General features: G+C 68.8%; 18 protein-coding genes. 9 read left to right on the top strand and 9 right to left on the bottom strand.

Annotated elements, in window-relative coordinates; all coding sequences use genetic code 11:
* Window positions 1-59: 59 nt before the first annotated feature.
* Complete coding sequence (gene sfsA, locus AVJ23_RS11275; RefSeq protein ID WP_058862528.1) at window positions 60-764, bottom strand: DNA/RNA nuclease SfsA; 705 nt, start codon at window positions 762-764, stop codon at window positions 60-62.
* Window positions 765-815: 51 nt separating this feature from the next.
* On the opposite strand from sfsA, the gene AVJ23_RS11280 reads away from it, so the two are divergent.
* The 5 genes from AVJ23_RS11280 (at window position 816) to AVJ23_RS11300 (ending at window position 4,357) form a co-directional block, all read left to right on the top strand.
* Entirely contained in the window at window positions 816-1,538 is a 723-nt protein-coding gene (locus AVJ23_RS11280; RefSeq protein WP_058862529.1) for a competence/damage-inducible protein A, read from the top strand.
* Window positions 1,539-1,550: 12 nt separating this feature from the next.
* Entirely contained in the window at window positions 1,551-2,294 is a 744-nt protein-coding gene (locus AVJ23_RS11285) for a GNAT family N-acetyltransferase (protein WP_058862302.1), read from the top strand.
* On the top strand, window positions 2,291-2,860 hold the full coding sequence (locus AVJ23_RS11290) for a peroxidase-related enzyme (RefSeq protein ID WP_058862303.1): 570 nt from the start codon (window positions 2,291-2,293) through the stop codon (window positions 2,858-2,860). The genes AVJ23_RS11285 and AVJ23_RS11290 overlap by 4 nt, the downstream gene beginning before the upstream one ends.
* Before the next feature lie 130 nt (window positions 2,861-2,990).
* Window positions 2,991-3,890, top strand: a complete 900-nt coding sequence (locus tag AVJ23_RS11295; protein WP_058862304.1) for an OmpA family protein — start codon at window positions 2,991-2,993, stop codon at window positions 3,888-3,890.
* 44 nt (window positions 3,891-3,934) lie between these two features.
* The gene (locus AVJ23_RS11300) at window positions 3,935-4,357 is read left to right on the top strand and encodes a DUF1801 domain-containing protein (protein ID WP_058862305.1); all 423 of its coding nucleotides are present in this window, start codon (window positions 3,935-3,937) and stop codon (window positions 4,355-4,357) included.
* 187 nt (window positions 4,358-4,544) lie between these two features.
* On the opposite strand, the gene AVJ23_RS11305 is transcribed toward AVJ23_RS11300, so the two are convergent.
* Window positions 4,545-6,110, bottom strand: a complete 1,566-nt coding sequence (locus AVJ23_RS11305) for a bifunctional metallophosphatase/5'-nucleotidase (RefSeq protein ID WP_058862306.1) — start codon at window positions 6,108-6,110, stop codon at window positions 4,545-4,547.
* A 153-nt stretch (window positions 6,111-6,263) separates the two neighbouring features.
* Here AVJ23_RS11305 and AVJ23_RS11310 point away from each other — a divergent pair, with 153 nt between their 5' ends.
* The 3 genes from AVJ23_RS11310 to arsC are packed head-to-tail and all read left to right on the top strand — an operon-like array spanning window position 6,264 to window position 7,992.
* Entirely contained in the window at window positions 6,264-6,602 is a 339-nt protein-coding gene (locus AVJ23_RS11310) for a DUF952 domain-containing protein (protein ID WP_058862307.1), read from the top strand.
* Window positions 6,599-7,657 carry a quinone-dependent dihydroorotate dehydrogenase gene (locus AVJ23_RS11315; protein WP_058862308.1) on the top strand — a complete coding sequence of 353 codons (1,059 nt, stop codon included), beginning with the start codon at window positions 6,599-6,601 and terminating at the stop codon, window positions 7,655-7,657. Before AVJ23_RS11310 ends, AVJ23_RS11315 begins: the two co-directional genes overlap by 4 nt.
* Complete coding sequence (gene arsC / locus AVJ23_RS11320; RefSeq protein ID WP_058862309.1) at window positions 7,648-7,992, top strand: arsenate reductase (glutaredoxin); 345 nt, start codon at window positions 7,648-7,650, stop codon at window positions 7,990-7,992. The genes AVJ23_RS11315 and arsC overlap by 10 nt, the downstream gene beginning before the upstream one ends.
* 1 nt (window position 7,993) lies before the next feature.
* Here the strand turns inward: arsC and AVJ23_RS11325 are convergent, their stop codons facing one another.
* The 5 genes from AVJ23_RS11325 to rpsA all read right to left on the bottom strand — a co-directional run bounded on the left by AVJ23_RS11325 (window position 7,994) and on the right by rpsA (window position 11,760).
* On the bottom strand, window positions 7,994-8,656 hold the full coding sequence (locus AVJ23_RS11325) for a phosphoribosylanthranilate isomerase (RefSeq protein WP_058862310.1): 663 nt from the start codon (window positions 8,654-8,656) through the stop codon (window positions 7,994-7,996).
* 43 nt (window positions 8,657-8,699) lie between these two features.
* Window positions 8,700-9,059 carry a LapA family protein gene (locus tag AVJ23_RS11330; RefSeq protein ID WP_058862311.1) on the bottom strand — a complete coding sequence of 120 codons (360 nt, stop codon included), beginning with the start codon at window positions 9,057-9,059 and terminating at the stop codon, window positions 8,700-8,702.
* 4 nt (window positions 9,060-9,063) lie between these two features.
* Window positions 9,064-9,345 carry an integration host factor subunit beta gene (gene ihfB, locus AVJ23_RS11335; protein WP_058862312.1) on the bottom strand — a complete coding sequence of 94 codons (282 nt, stop codon included), beginning with the start codon at window positions 9,343-9,345 and terminating at the stop codon, window positions 9,064-9,066.
* 270 nt (window positions 9,346-9,615) lie between these two features.
* On the bottom strand, window positions 9,616-9,909 hold the full coding sequence (locus tag AVJ23_RS11340) for a hypothetical protein (RefSeq protein ID WP_157772667.1): 294 nt from the start codon (window positions 9,907-9,909) through the stop codon (window positions 9,616-9,618).
* A 174-nt stretch (window positions 9,910-10,083) separates the two neighbouring features.
* On the bottom strand, window positions 10,084-11,760 hold the full coding sequence (gene rpsA, locus AVJ23_RS11345; protein WP_058862314.1) for a 30S ribosomal protein S1: 1,677 nt from the start codon (window positions 11,758-11,760) through the stop codon (window positions 10,084-10,086).
* A gap of 424 nt (window positions 11,761-12,184) precedes the next feature.
* On the opposite strand from rpsA, the gene AVJ23_RS11350 reads away from it, so the two are divergent.
* Window positions 12,185-12,412 (top strand): hypothetical protein, encoded by a 228-nt coding sequence (locus AVJ23_RS11350; protein ID WP_058862315.1) that lies wholly within the window; start codon window positions 12,185-12,187, stop codon window positions 12,410-12,412.
* A 68-nt stretch (window positions 12,413-12,480) separates the two neighbouring features.
* On the opposite strand, the gene mtgA is transcribed toward AVJ23_RS11350, so the two are convergent.
* Both mtgA and AVJ23_RS11360 read right to left on the bottom strand, forming a co-directional pair.
* Window positions 12,481-13,230: a monofunctional biosynthetic peptidoglycan transglycosylase gene (mtgA, locus tag AVJ23_RS11355; RefSeq protein ID WP_058862316.1), complete on the bottom strand. Its 750-nt coding sequence runs from the start codon at window positions 13,228-13,230 to the stop codon at window positions 12,481-12,483.
* A 218-nt stretch (window positions 13,231-13,448) separates the two neighbouring features.
* Window positions 13,449-13,781: a VOC family protein gene (locus tag AVJ23_RS11360; protein WP_240484621.1), complete on the bottom strand. Its 333-nt coding sequence runs from the start codon at window positions 13,779-13,781 to the stop codon at window positions 13,449-13,451.
* Window positions 13,782-13,850: the final 69 nt, after the last annotated feature.

The raw sequence follows: 13,850 nt of genomic DNA on the forward strand, positions 1-13,850 counted from the left end.
GCGATTTTCAAATCGCGTCAGCAAGACCTTTCGAAAGGTCTTGCCGCCACGCACCAAGGTCATGGCAGGCATGCGACCCGCCCGGCAAGCGCGATCCCGTCGGGTGACAGGCGGCAGCCGATACAAAGCGCTTCGACCCCCGCCTCGCGGGCACGTGCGAAGGCCGCGGAATAGGCCGGGTCCAGGTCGGCCGCGACTGCGAAGCGGTCACAATCGGTGCGCTGCAGGACGTAGAGCATCACGGCACGGTGACCCTGTGCCACCATCGCCTCAAGCTCGGCGAGGTGCCGCGCACCGCGTGACGTCACGCTGTCGGGAAACTCGGCCAGCCCCTCCTGACGGGACAGGGTCACCGACTTGACCTCGACATAGGCCGCGCGCCGCATCGGGTCCGTCAGCAGGAAATCGACGCGGCTCCTCTCGCCGAAACGCACTTCGGGCCGGACCTTCTCATACCCCTCCAGCCCCGGCACCGCGCCCGCCGCAAGCGCTCGGCGCAGCAGTCGGTTCGGCACGCCCGTATCGACCCCGACGAAATGACCATCCGGCAATTCCACCAGCCGCCAGGCCCAATCGAGCTTCTTGCGCGGGTCGTCATTCAGCTCCAGCCAGATCCGCTGGCCCGGCTCTGCCAGGCCCAGCATGGATCCGGGGTTCGCCACATGGGCCACGACCTCGCGCCCGTCCTCAAGGCGGCACTCCGAGAGGAAACGCTTGTAGCGGCGCAAAAGGATGGCTGGTATCAGCGGGGTTTGAAAGCGCATCATCGCGGCCCTATACCTGTTCCACGCATGCGAACCAAGGAGATGCCGCCGATGCCGAATCCCACCGCCGCCATGCTGGTGATCGGAGACGAGATCCTTTCGGGCCGGACCCGGGACGCCAACATGCATTACCTGGCCGGCGAGTTCACCAAGCACGGTGTCGATCTGCGCGAGGTGCGCATCGTCAGCGACGACCGCCCAGCCATCGTAGCGGCGCTCAATGCGCTGCGCGACGCGCATGACCTGGTGGTGACCTCGGGCGGGATCGGGCCGACCCATGACGACATCACCGCCGATTGCGTGGCCGAGGCCTTCGGCGTGGGCATCGATGTGCGCGCCGATGCGCGCGCCGTGCTCGAGGCGCATTACGAACGCCAGGGCACGCAGATCAACGAGGCGCGCCTGCGCATGGCCCGCATCCCCGACGGCGCCACGCTGATCGACAACCCGGTCTCGGCCGCGCCCGGCTTTTCGCTGGGCAACGTGCATGTGATGGCCGGGGTGCCGGCGATCTTCCAGGCCATGGTGGCCAGCCTGCTGCCGCATGTCACCGGCGGGCAGCCGCTGCTCAGCCAGAACCTGCGCATCCAGCGCGGCGAGGGCGACATCGCGGGCCCGCTGCGCGTGCTCGCCGAGGAGTTCGACGACCTGCAATTCGGCTCCTACCCGTTCCAGAAGGACGGGGCCTTCGGCGCCAATATCGTGATCCGCGGCACCGATGGCGCCCGGATCGACGCCGCCATGGCCCGGCTTTCCGCCGCCTTCCCCGAATAAGCGGACCCGGTCATGACCGCGCCGGACCTGCCCCGCCTCTTCGCCACGCTGGACGCCACCTGGCCCGCGGCGACGCAGGTCTCGGCCGGGCCCTGGTGCCTGCGCGAGGGGCGCGGCGGCGGCAAGCGCGTCTCGGCCACCACCGCACGCGGGCCGTGGCGCGACGATGATCTGGGCGCGGCCGAGACCGCCATGCGGCTGATGGGCCAGCCGGCGCTCTTCATGATCCGGCCGGGCGACGAGGATCTCGACCGCGCGCTGGACCGCGCCGGCTATGACCTGATCGACCCGGTCAATCTCTGGCTCTGCCCGATCGACCGGCTGACCGACCGGCGCCTGCCGCCGGTCACCGCCTTCACCATCTGGGAGCCGCTGGCGATCATGCGCGAGCTTTGGGAGGCCGGCGGCATCGACGCAGCCCGCCAGAACGTGATGGAGCGTACCGCGCCGCCCAAGACGGGGCTCTTCGGGCGGGTCAGCGACAAGCCCGCCGGGGTGGGCTTCTGCGCGCTGCATGACGGGATCGCCATGGTGCACGCGCTCGAGATTGCGCCGCAGCACCGCGCCAAGGGGCTGGGTGCCTGGATGATGCGCTGCGCCGCGCACTGGGCGCTGCGCAAGGGCGCGCGCTGGATGTCGGTGCAGGCCACCGAGGCAAATGTGGCGGCGAACGGGCTTTATGCCGCCTTGCAGATGGAGAAGGTGGGCGGGTACCACTACCGTATCCTGCAACCCGCCGAAAGCGAGGACACGTGACAGACGATCTGCCCACCGCGCTCAACCTGCCCATGGTGGACCCGCTGCCGCCCGAGACGCAGAAATATTTCGACATCTGCCAGGAGAAGCTGGGCATGGTGCCGAACGTGCTCAAGGCGCATGCCTTCGACATCGACAAGCTGAACGCCTTCACCGCGCTCTACAACGAGCTGATGCTGGCCGAGAGCGGGCTGAGCAAGCTCGAACGCGAGATGATCGCCGTGGTCGTGTCGTCGGTGAACCGCTGCTACTACTGCCTGACGGCGCATGGCGCCGCGGTGCGCGCACTCTCGGGCGATCCCGCCCTGGGCGAGATGCTGGTGATGAACTGGCGCGTGGCCGACCTGACGCATCGCCAGCGCAGCATGCTGTTCTTCGTCGAGAAGATGACCCGCGCCTCCTCCGAGATCGCCGAGTTCGACCGCGAGGCGCTGCGCGACGCGGGGTTCTCCGAGCGCGACATCTGGGACATCGCCAACGTGGCGGGGTTCTTCAACATGACCAACCGCGTGGCCAGCGCCACCGCGATGCGCCCCAACGACGCCTATCACGGGCAGGCGCGCTAGCCCCTTGCCGGCCGGTCGGATCCCGCGCGGGCAAGGCCCTTCGAAGGGCCTTGGTCAACGCGTTTGCAAACGCGTTGGGAAAGCGGTTTCGAAACCGCTTCTGCAAGCCGCTTCGAAGCGGCTTGCCACCGTGGCCACCGCGCTCTGCATATCGACCGGCGCGCCGCTTGCACAGGATCTCGCCCTGCCTGCGGATGCCGAGCGCAGCTTTGCCACCACGCAGGATCCGGGCGTCTACCTGCTGCCCGTCGGCCCGTGGCGCGCGGGCGAGGGCCTGCCGACCCGCCGGATCGAGGGCGCGGTCCGGGTCGAAGCCTGGCGCATCGACGGCACCGGCCTGACACCGTTTCAGCTGGTCCAGCCGCTGCGCGATGCGCTGGTCGCGGCGGGCTATGACATCGTGCTCGACTGCGCGGCCCGGACCTGCGGCGGGTTCGACTTCCGCTTTGCCACCACCGTGCTGCCGGCGCCCGAGATGTTCGTCGACCTCGCGCGCTATCATTTCGTCTCGGCGCTGGCGCCGCAGGGGGCCATCTCGCTGCTCGCCAGCCGCGACTCCGGCAAGGCCTATGTGCAGATCATCCGCGCGGGCGGCGCCGCCTCCGGGGGCGACACAAGCGCCGACGCGCCCCCCGCCCCGCCCGCGCGAAAGGGAGACATCATCGCGGCGCTGGAGAGCGCGGGGCATGTCATCCTCGACGATCTCGTCTTCCAGACAGGCGCCGCGGCACTGGGGGACGACCGGGTCGCCTCGCTGGATGCGCTGGCCGCCTACCTGCAGGACAACCCCGCCCGCCGCGTGCTTTTCGTGGGCCATACCGATGCCGTGGGCTCGCTCGAGGGCAACCAGGCCCTATCACGCCGGCGTGCGCAGGCGGCCGTGGCCTATCTGCGCGACCGCCACGCCATCCCCGACAGCCAGATCGGCGCCGCCGGGGTCGGCTACCTGTCGCCGGTGGCCAGCAACCTGACCGAAGCCGGGCGCGAGGCCAACCGCCGGGTCGAGGCGGTGCTCATCTCGACGGAGTAGCGTGGCGCGCGGTTCCATGGCAGACTGGGCCCGGAGGAGCCCGCATGACCTGGACCGCCCCGGCCACGGTCAAGCTGCTTTCGGGCGGCAACCCGCAGATCCCGAAAGGCACGGGCGAGGCACCGGTGCAGGCCTATATCGCGCATATACCGGGCTGGAAACGCCCGCTGGGCGAGACGCTCGACCGGCTGATCACAGAAACGGTTCCCGAGGTGCAGAAGGCAGTCAAGTGGAACTCGCCCTTCTACGGCTGCAACGGGATCCACTGGTTCCTCTCCTTTCACTGTTTCACCAGGTACGTGAAGGTGACCTTCCTGAACGGGACCGACCTCGCACCCCGCCCGCCCGGGCGCTCGAAACACCCGAAGGTCCGCTATCTCGACATTCACGAGACGCCGGGGCTGGACATGCCGCAATTCGTGGACTGGGTCGGACAGGCCGCCCGGCTGCCCGGAGAGCGGCTCTAGGCCGAGGCCTCCGGCGGGAGTATTTGGAGAAAGATGAAAGGCGCGCGACCCTGCTTTCATCTTTCCGAAAATACTCAGATCCACGATCTCCAAAATCGCAATCGCCCGAGCAAAGGGCGGAGGTCGAAACCTCCGGACCCCGTGCGGGGCACGCGCGGCACTGGAACCGCGCGTGCCGAGGGGCGGGTCACTCCTTCACGGTGATCCGGCCATCGGTATAGGGCTGGTAGGGCGCGTTCTCGGCCAGGTACTCGGCGGTCACGTCGGCGAGGTCGGGGCCGTAATCATAGGCATTCTCGGCGTCACGGAACATGCCGTAGCCGTCACCGCCATTGCGCACGTAGTTGTTGGAGACCACGCCATAGGTCTGCTCGGGGTCGAGCGGCGCGCCACCGATCCTGACATCCGAGATCCGGCTGCCCGGCTCCTGGCCCAGGTCCACTGTGAAGGACATGCCCGCGACCTGCGGGAAGCGGCCGGCGCCGTCGGCGACCTGGCCGACACCGTTTTCCAGCGCCTCGAGCAGCGTGGCGCCGCTGACCTGGAAGGTCGACAGCGTGTTCTGGAAGGGCAGCACGGTGATCACCTCGCCCATGGTGACCTCGCCCGCGTCGATCGAGGCGCGCAGCCCGCCGCCGTTCTGGATCGCGACGTCGATGCCCTGGTCCTTCACCCGGGCCAGCATGGCATCGGCGACGAGGTTGCCCATGGTGCATTCCATCGCCCGGCAGACCGCGCGGTCGCCGTTGATCGCCTCGGCCGCCTCGGCCACGACGCGGGTCTTCATCTCCTCGATGGGACCGGCGAGCTCGGCCACCCGGGCGACGATCTCCTCGTCCTCTTCCACCGAGGCGTCCAGCAGGATGGTGTCGCCCGAGGCCTCGGTCACGTTGCCCGCGTCATCGAAGGTCAGCACGAGATGGCCCACATACTTGGAATAGGCATAGGCCTGCACCACGGGCACGTCGCCCACCATGGTCGGGTAGGCCATGGCCCCCTCTTCGGTGTTCGAGAACAGCGTGTGCGAGTGGCCGCCGACCACGAGGTCGACACCGGCGACCGATTCGGCGATCTCCATGTCCTTGCGCACGCCCACATGGGTCAGCGCGATGATCTTGTCGACGCCCTCGGATTGCAGCGTCTCGACATCGGCGCGCAGGCTCTCGATCTCGTCCTGGAAGATCACCGCCTCGCCGGGCGAGGAGGTCTCGGCCGTGTCGGTGGCCAGCGCCGAGATGATGCCGATGCGCGCGCCGCCCACCTCGATCACCGCGTGGTTGTCCAGCTTGCCCGACAGCACGTTGGACTGGCTGACATCGAGATTGCCCGAGATCACCGGGAAGGAGACACCGTCCAGCAGCTTGACCAGCCCCTCGGGGCCGTCGTCGAATTCGTGGTTGCCCACGGCCATGACGTCGAAGCCGATCTTCTCCATCATCTCGATTTCGACATCGCCCTTGTAGGTCGTGTACATCAGCGAGCCCTGGTACTGGTCGCCGGCATCCAGCACGAGCACGTTCTCGCCGGACAGCTCCTCGCGCAGCTCGGCGATCTTGGTGGCTACGCGGGCGTAGCCGCCAAAGCACTCGCCCGCGGCATTGTCCTCGGCGCCGCAGGTCGAATCATACTTGTTGATCGGCTCGATGCGGCTGTGCAGGTCGTTGATGTGGATGACGTGCAAGGTGTAGTCGGCCTGCGCGGTCCCGGCCATCAGGGCCAGGGCGGCGGTGCCGGTCATCAGGAGACGCGACATGGAAATTCCCTCTCTGTGGATCGACGTTATACCTCAGCAGACCCCGGCGCGCGCCGAGAGTCAAAGCCTGACGTGACCTCTGGCAGGGATTCGTGACGCCACCATGACGGCGGCGGCTTGACCGCGGGCAGAGGGCGCGGCATCACCGCAGCCATGCTGATTTACAAGATCCTGCGCGCCGCGGAATGGCAGGCGCTGCGTGACGCGGGCGAGACCCGCGGCGCGCCGGTCGACATCGCCGATGGCTACATCCACTTCTCGACCGCCGAGCAGGCGCGCGAGACGGCGGCCAAGCATTTCGCCGGCGATGACGGCCTGTTCCTTGCCGCGCTCGAGACCGACCGCATGGGCGATCCCCTGCGCTGGGAGCCCTCGCGCGGGGGCGCGCTCTTCCCGCATCTCTACGGACCTCTGCGGCTGGCGGACGTGGTCTGGTGCCAGCCCCTGCCGCTGGAGGACGGGGCGCATCGCTTTCCCGACGGGTTCGCATGAACCTGTTCGAACGTGCCGGCATGGTGCTTCTGCGCCGGATGGACCCCGAGGCGGCGCATGGGCTGGCGCTGCAGGCGCTGCGCGCCGGGGCCGCCGCGGCGCCCGGGCTGGTCACCTCCGCGCGGCTGCGCACGCAGGTCGCAGGGCTGAACCTGCCCAACCCGGTCGGGCTGGCGGCAGGGTTCGACAAGAACGCCACCGCGCTACAGGGGCTGTCGCGCGCCGGGTTCGGCTTCGTCGAGGTGGGCGCCGCCACGCCGCGGCCGCAGCCGGGCAACCCGCGCCCGCGGCTCTTCCGCCTGACCGAGGACGCCGCCGCGATCAACCGGTTCGGCTTCAACAATGACGGGATGGAGGCGATTGCCGGCCGGCTGGCCACGCGCCCGCGCGACCTTGTGCTGGGGCTGAACCTCGGCGCCAACAAGGACAGCCCCGACCGCGCGGCGGATTTCGCCGCGGTGCTGGCCCGCTGCGGTGCGCTGGTGGAGTTCGCCACGGTCAATGTCAGCTCGCCCAATACCGAGAAGCTGCGCGACCTGCAGGGCAAGGCGGCGCTGTCGGCGCTGCTGGCCGGGGTGATGGCGGAGCGCGACGGGCTGGAGCGGCCGATCCCGGTCTTTCTCAAGATCGCGCCGGATCTCGACACCGCGGCGCTGGAGGACGTGGCCGAGGTCGCGCTGGAAAGCGGCGTCTCGGGGGTGATCGCCACCAACACCACCCTGTCGCGGGTCGGGCTGCGCTCGCGCCATGCCGGCGAGGCGGGCGGGCTCTCCGGCCAGCCGCTCTTCGAGCGCGCGACCCGCGTGCTGGCGCAGCTCTCGACGCTGACCGAGGGGCGCCTGCCGTTGATCGGCGTGGGCGGGGTCGGCTCGGCCGAGCAGGCCTATGAAAAGATCCGCGCCGGGGCCTCGGCGGTGCAGCTCTACACCGCGCTGGTCTATGGCGGGCTGGGGCTGGGCGCCGAGATCGCGCGCGGTCTGGACGAGCTGCTGGCGCGGGACGGTTTTGCCAATGTCGCCGATGCGGTCGGCACGGGGCGCACGGCATGGACCTGATCCTCTGGCACAACCCGCGCTGCTCGAAAAGCCGCGCCGCGCTGGCGCTGCTGGAGGAGGCCGGCGCGCCGCTCACCCTGCGCCGCTACCTCGACGACCCGCCGACCGAGGCCGAGCTGCGGGCGCTGCAGAGCGCGCTGGACCTGCCCGCGATCGCGATGATGCGCCCGAAAGAGGCCGCCTTCCGCGAGATGGGCCTGTCGCGCGACATGGAGGACGCGACGCTGATCGCCGCCATGGCGCGGCAGCCGAAACTGATCGAGCGCCCGGTGCTGATCGCCGGGGAGCGCGCGGTGATCGGGCGGCCGCCCGAGCGCGTTCTGACGTTGCTTTAGGCTAGAGCCGCGGCACGGGCTGCGCGCTGCGGGCGGCCTCGACAAAGGCGCGGATCTTCGCGGCATCCTTGACGCCGCGCGCCGCCTCGACCCCGGAGGAGACGTCGACCTGCCGCGTGCCGGTCATCGCGATGGCCTCGGCCACGTTGTCGGCGGTCAGCCCGCCGGCCAGCATCCACGGCCTGGCAAAGCGCCGCCCGGCCACCAGCCGCCAGTCGAAGGAGAGCCCGTTGCCGCCGGGCAACGCCGCGTCGCGCGGAGGCTTGGCATCCACCAGCAGCTGGTCGGCCACCGCCTCATACTCCGCCAGCTGGCCGAGGTCCGCGGCATCGCGCAGCCCCACCGCCTTCATCACCGGCAGGCCGTGACGGGCGCGGAGCGCGGCCACGCGCTCGGGCGTCTCGGCGCCCTGCAATTGCAGCATGTCCAGCGGCACCGTGTCGACGATCCGGTCCAGCACGCGGTCCTCGGCATCGACCACCAGCGCCACCTTGGCCAGCCCGACCGGCGCCTCCTGCGCCAGCGCGCGGGCCTGCTCCGGGGTCACGTTGCGCGGGCTCTTCTCGAAGAAGACAAAGCCGCAATAGGCCGCGCCGGCCTCGGCCACCGCGACCACGTCCTCGGGCCGCGACAAGCCGCAGATCTTCACCCGGATGTCGCGCATCTGGAGCCTTTCCGAAATAGCGGGGCGCGCGCGCCCCCGGCGGTCAGCTGGACTGGTCGAGGATGGCCAGCACCTCGTCCTTGTCCTTGTCGCGCTCGGCCTGCGTCTTGCGCAGCTCGCGCTCCAGCTGGCGCACCTCGCCCTTGCGCTTCGCTGCCTCGCTGCGGTGCTTGAACTCGCGCAGCCATTCCCAGATGAAACCGATCAGCAGGCCCAGCACGATGCCGGCAAAGATCACGATGAAGAGCGGCAGCTCGACCGAGATCGCCAGCCATTCGATGCCCGGGAAGCTGGCCAGCCCCGAGGGCAGCGTGTTCAGCGTCACCGCGCCGCGATTGGCCAGGGCCAGCGTCACAAGGATCACGGCCAGCGCCGCCAGGAACGCATAACGAATGTAGCGCATCAGTTCATTTCCCGTTCAGTCGGTCCCGCAGCAGCTTGCCGGTCTTGAAGAAGGGCACGTGCTTTTCCTCGACCGCCACCGATTCCCCCGTACGGGGATTCCGGCCGATCCGCGCGTCCCGCTTCTTGACCGAAAACGCCCCGAAGCCCCGCAACTCGACCCGGTCGCCCCGGGCCATGGCATTGGTGATCTCTTCGAAGATCGTGTTCACGATCCTCTCCACGTCACGCTGATACAGATGCGGGTTCTCGTCCGCAATCTTCTGGATCAGTTCCGATCTGATCATGACACGCTATCCCCCGATGCCGCGATACCCGGTCCTTGTCGGACTATACGCGCAGAGAGGTGTTTCGGAAACAGTGCTTCTCGGGGAAAACGTATAGTTTGCAGCGCTTTGCATCCGCGAATCGCGCAAACGCCCTTTGCGGCCGCATCCGGCGCGCCGATCCCGCCCCCTGCCAGCAGGCCGGCAAGGCACGATTCGGCCCCCTGCCGCGGCGCGGCGCCGCGGTCCGAGGAGGCATGTCGCAGGACATGGGGGCGGCCCCGGGCGGGGCTACTGGCAGACGGCCACGAACTCCGTCCGGCCGCGCCGGTCGGTGTCGCGGGGCTGGAAATAGACCAGCCCCATGCCGCCCTCGACACAGGCCTGCGCGGCGCGTTCGCGCACCTCGTTGGCGCTCCAGGCGTCGCCGAACCGGCCCCGCAACTGGCTCTGGCCCTGCACGGTCACGGCCCGCATCTCCAGCGACAGCCCACCGGGCGAGGGCGCGCTTGGCGCCTGCGCCAGCCCCGCGACGGGCAGGACGACAAGGCCCGCCCCCAGCATCACGGCACGGAAGGTCTTCATCTGCATCAACTCCAGCTTTTCCCATGGCTGGACGAGCTAAGCAAAATCCCGGCCGCCGGGCGAGCGGATTCTGCCCCGCCCCGCATCACGATCGCCTCACCACACGGCCACGAAAAAGGGGCCCCGCCTGCGCGGGACCCCCTTGATCTGTCAGTGCCTTGACGGCGGGCGGGCTCAGTTGTCGCCCTTGAGCGCCGCGCCAAGGATGTCGCCCAGCGACGCACCCGAATCGGAGGAGCCATACTGCTGCACGGCTTCCTTTTCCTCGGCGATCTCGCGCGCCTTGATCGACAGGCCCAGGCGGCGGGTCTTCATGTCGATATTGGTGACGCGGACATCCACCTTGTCGCCGACCGAGAAACGCTCGGGGCGCTGCTCGGAGCGGTCACGCGACAGGTCGGAGCGGCGGATGAAGGACTTCATGCCCTCGTATTCCACCTCGATGCCGCCATCCTCGATCGCGGTGACCTCGACGGTCACGATCGAGCCACGGCGCACGCCGCCGGTCGCCTCGGCGAACTTGTCGCCGCCCAGCGCCTTGATCGACAGCGAGATGCGCTCCTTCTCGGTATCCACCTCGGAGACCACCGCCTGCACGATGTCGCCCTTGCGGTATTCCTGGATCGCTTCCTCGCCGCGCTGGTCCCAGCTCAGGTCGGACAGGTGCACCATGCCGTCGATATCGCCTTCGAGACCGATGAACAGGCCGAACTCGGTGATGTTCTTGACCTCGCCCTCGACCTGCGTGCCCTCGGGATGGGTCTCGGAGAAGACTTCCCACGGGTTGCGCATGGTCTGCTTGAGACCCAGCGACACGCGGCGCTTGGCCGGGTCGATCTCGAGCACCATGACGTCGACTTCCTGGCTGGTCGAGACGATCTTGCCGGGATGCACGTTCTTCTTGGTCCAGGACATTTCCGAGACGTGGACCAGGCCCTCGACACCGGGTTCCAGCTCCACGAAGGCGCCGTAATCGGTGATGTTGGTCACGCGGCCCTTGTGGACCGAGGCCAGCGGGTACTTGACGCCCACCAGGTCCCACGGATCTTCCTGCAGCTGCTTCATGCCCAGGCTGATGCGGTGGGTTTCCTTGTTGATCTTGATGACCTGGACCTTGACGGTCTCGCCGATCGACAGGATCTCGGACGGGTGGTTGACCCGGCGCCACGCCATGTCGGTGACGTGCAGCAGGCCGTCGACACCGCCGAGATCGACGAAGGCGCCGTATTCGGTGATGTTCTTGACCACGCCGTCAACGGCATCGCCTTCCTGCAGCTTCGCGATGACCTCGGCGCGCTGCTCGGCACGGCTCTCTTCCAGGATGGCGCGGCGCGACACGACGATATTGCCGCGGCGGCGATCCATCTTGAGGATCTGGAAGGGCTGCTTGAGACCCATCAGCGGGCCGGCGTCGCGCACCGGGCGCACATCGACCTGGCTGCCCGGCAGGAAGGCCACGGCACCGCCCAGATCGACGGTGAAGCCACCCTTGACCCGGCCGAAGATCGCACCCTCGACGCGGGCGTCGTCGGCATAGGCCTTCTCGAGACGGTCCCACGCGGCTTCGCGGCGGGCCATCTCGCGGCTGATGACGGCTTCGCCACGGGCGTTCTCGGCGGCGCGAAGATAGACCTCGACCTCGTCGCCGACGCCGACATCGGGCGCTTCACCGGGTTCTGCGAATTCCTTGAGTTCGACGCGGCCTTCCATCTTGTAGCCGACATCGATGATGGCCTGGCCCGCTTCGATCGCGATGACCTTGCCCTTGACGACAGTGCCCTCGTCGGGCGTGTCCATTTCGAGGCTTTCATTCAGGAGGGCCTCGAACTCCTCCATGCTTGCGTTTGCCATATGGCTGTTCGGTTCCTTTTCAAACATTATGCTGGCCGGGCGGTTGTCTCCGCCGGTCTGGGGTGCCGTCCGCGCGCGGGCGCGCGATCCGTTTGGTCACGTGGCCTGCCGCAAAACAAAGAGGGCCGGTGAATTCCCGACCCTGCTCGCTCCTCGTTCGCGGCCTCTGGTGCCTTGTCGACAGCGCGCTCTTTAACGCCTGAGAGGGCGCATGGCAAGCCCCCAAGGCCCTTCGGACCGCGCCCGGAGCGCGTCATGGACGCATTCGGCGCGCCCTGCCCTGCCCTCTGCCCGGCCCTGCGGCAAGTCGGGTTTTCCCGCCCGCGCCCCCGGGCGCGGGTCGGGAATGCCGCCATACCGGGCAGGCCGCGCACGTGCCAGGGTGGCGCCATTACGAAGGACCCTTTTCAGGAGATGCAGAGAGATGATGACCGTCGAGGACGATTTCCGCTTCAACCCCGTGCCGATGGCCGAGCTGGAGGATCCGATGGACAGCGGCACGGCGTATTACGATCCCGACACCCTTTACGGCGGCTCGGGGCATGACACGATGGTCTGGCCTTCCGACATCGTGGAGGCGCCCGCGGAAGAATACGTGCTGGCCGAGGAGCACCGGCCGACCGACGATCATCTCTATCTCGAGATGGGCTGAGCCGACCGGGCCGGGGCGCGCGTGGCGGCGTCGCGGTCGAGTATTTTTGGAAAGATGAAAGGGCGGGGCTACTGGAAACAGTCGGCGCGGCCATCCGCGGCAATGGTCGCGGCCCCGTCCATGATGGCGCGGGCGCGGCGCTGGACGAAGCTCGAGGGTTGCGAGGCGCTGCGCCGCTTGGGGCTGGGCAGCACCGCGGCGAGCAGCGCGGCCTGCCGGGGCGAGAGCGCCTCGGGGGAGGTGCCGAAATGGTGGCGCGCCGCGGCCTTCACGCCGAATACGCCCTCGTCGAACTCGGCCACGTTGAGATAGACCTCGAGGATGCGGCGCTTGGACCAGACCGCCTCGACCGCCGGGGTGATCAGCGCCTCGAGCGCCTTGCGCACATAGCTGCGCGCCTGCCAGAGATAGACGTTCTTGACCACCTGCTGGCTGATCGTGCTGCCGCCGCGGGCGGCGCCCTCCTCGATGGCGGCGCGGATCGCGTCCATGTCGAAGCCCCAATGGGTGCAGAAATTCGCATCCTCGGCCGCGACCACCGCGCGCAGCATCACCGGCGCCACGTCCTCCACCGCGACCCAGTCCTGCGCCACCGCGCCAAGCCGCCGTTCCTCGGACCAGATCGTGTGGGTGGTGGGCGGGTCGACCAGCTTGAACAGCAGCACCGCCGACAGCATCAGCATCCCGGCCACCAGCGCCAGCCGCAGCCCCTGCCGCAGCAACCAGCGGCCCGGGCGGAAGCGCCGGGGGGAGGGCCGGGCGGCCCTGGACTTGCCGGCCGGCTTGCGCCGGGATTTCGAAGCGGTCTTTGTTGCCATGCCATCTCATACACCGCGGGCGGGCTGCCGCAAAGCAGGCGGGCCGGGCAGCGCGACAAGGGCGCCTGCCCGGTCCCGTGCAAACACGACACTCGGAACCTGACCATGGTCACTGACGGGGTACAGCCGTCAACCATCTACGGACGTCCTTATCCTGCCATGGCGATCGGGCGGCAATGCGGGCGGATCGTGGCGGGATCCGGGCATTTGCCGCCGCGTCACTCGCGCGCGTCCAGGTCATGATGCACGGTCAGGCAATTGCCGCAGAGATCGGCCTGGGTGAACTGGCGCAGCCCCCAGGGCATGTCCCGTGGCGGGCCGTCGGGCGCGGCGCCGCGCGCCTCCCAGTCGCGCCAGACCGCGTCCACGTCCTCGGCGAAGATCCAGGCCGCGCCGCCGGGCCGGGCGGATTGGCGCAGGAAGAGGATGCACTCGCCCAGCGTCACGGCGCCGATCCGGCCGGCATGGTTATGCCAGCCGATCTGAAAGCCCAGTCGTTTGTGATACCAGAGCTGCGCGCGGAACACGTCGCGCACCGGCAGCTCGGGCACCGCGGCCGAGAGGCGCAGGGGCCGGCCCCCGGATGGCCAAGGGCCCGGGACAACGCCCGGGCCCTCGGG

The sequence above is a fragment of the Pseudoponticoccus marisrubri genome, from assembly GCF_001482405.1.
In the GTDB taxonomy this organism is placed as follows: Bacteria; Pseudomonadota; Alphaproteobacteria; order Rhodobacterales; family Rhodobacteraceae; genus Pseudoponticoccus; species Pseudoponticoccus marisrubri.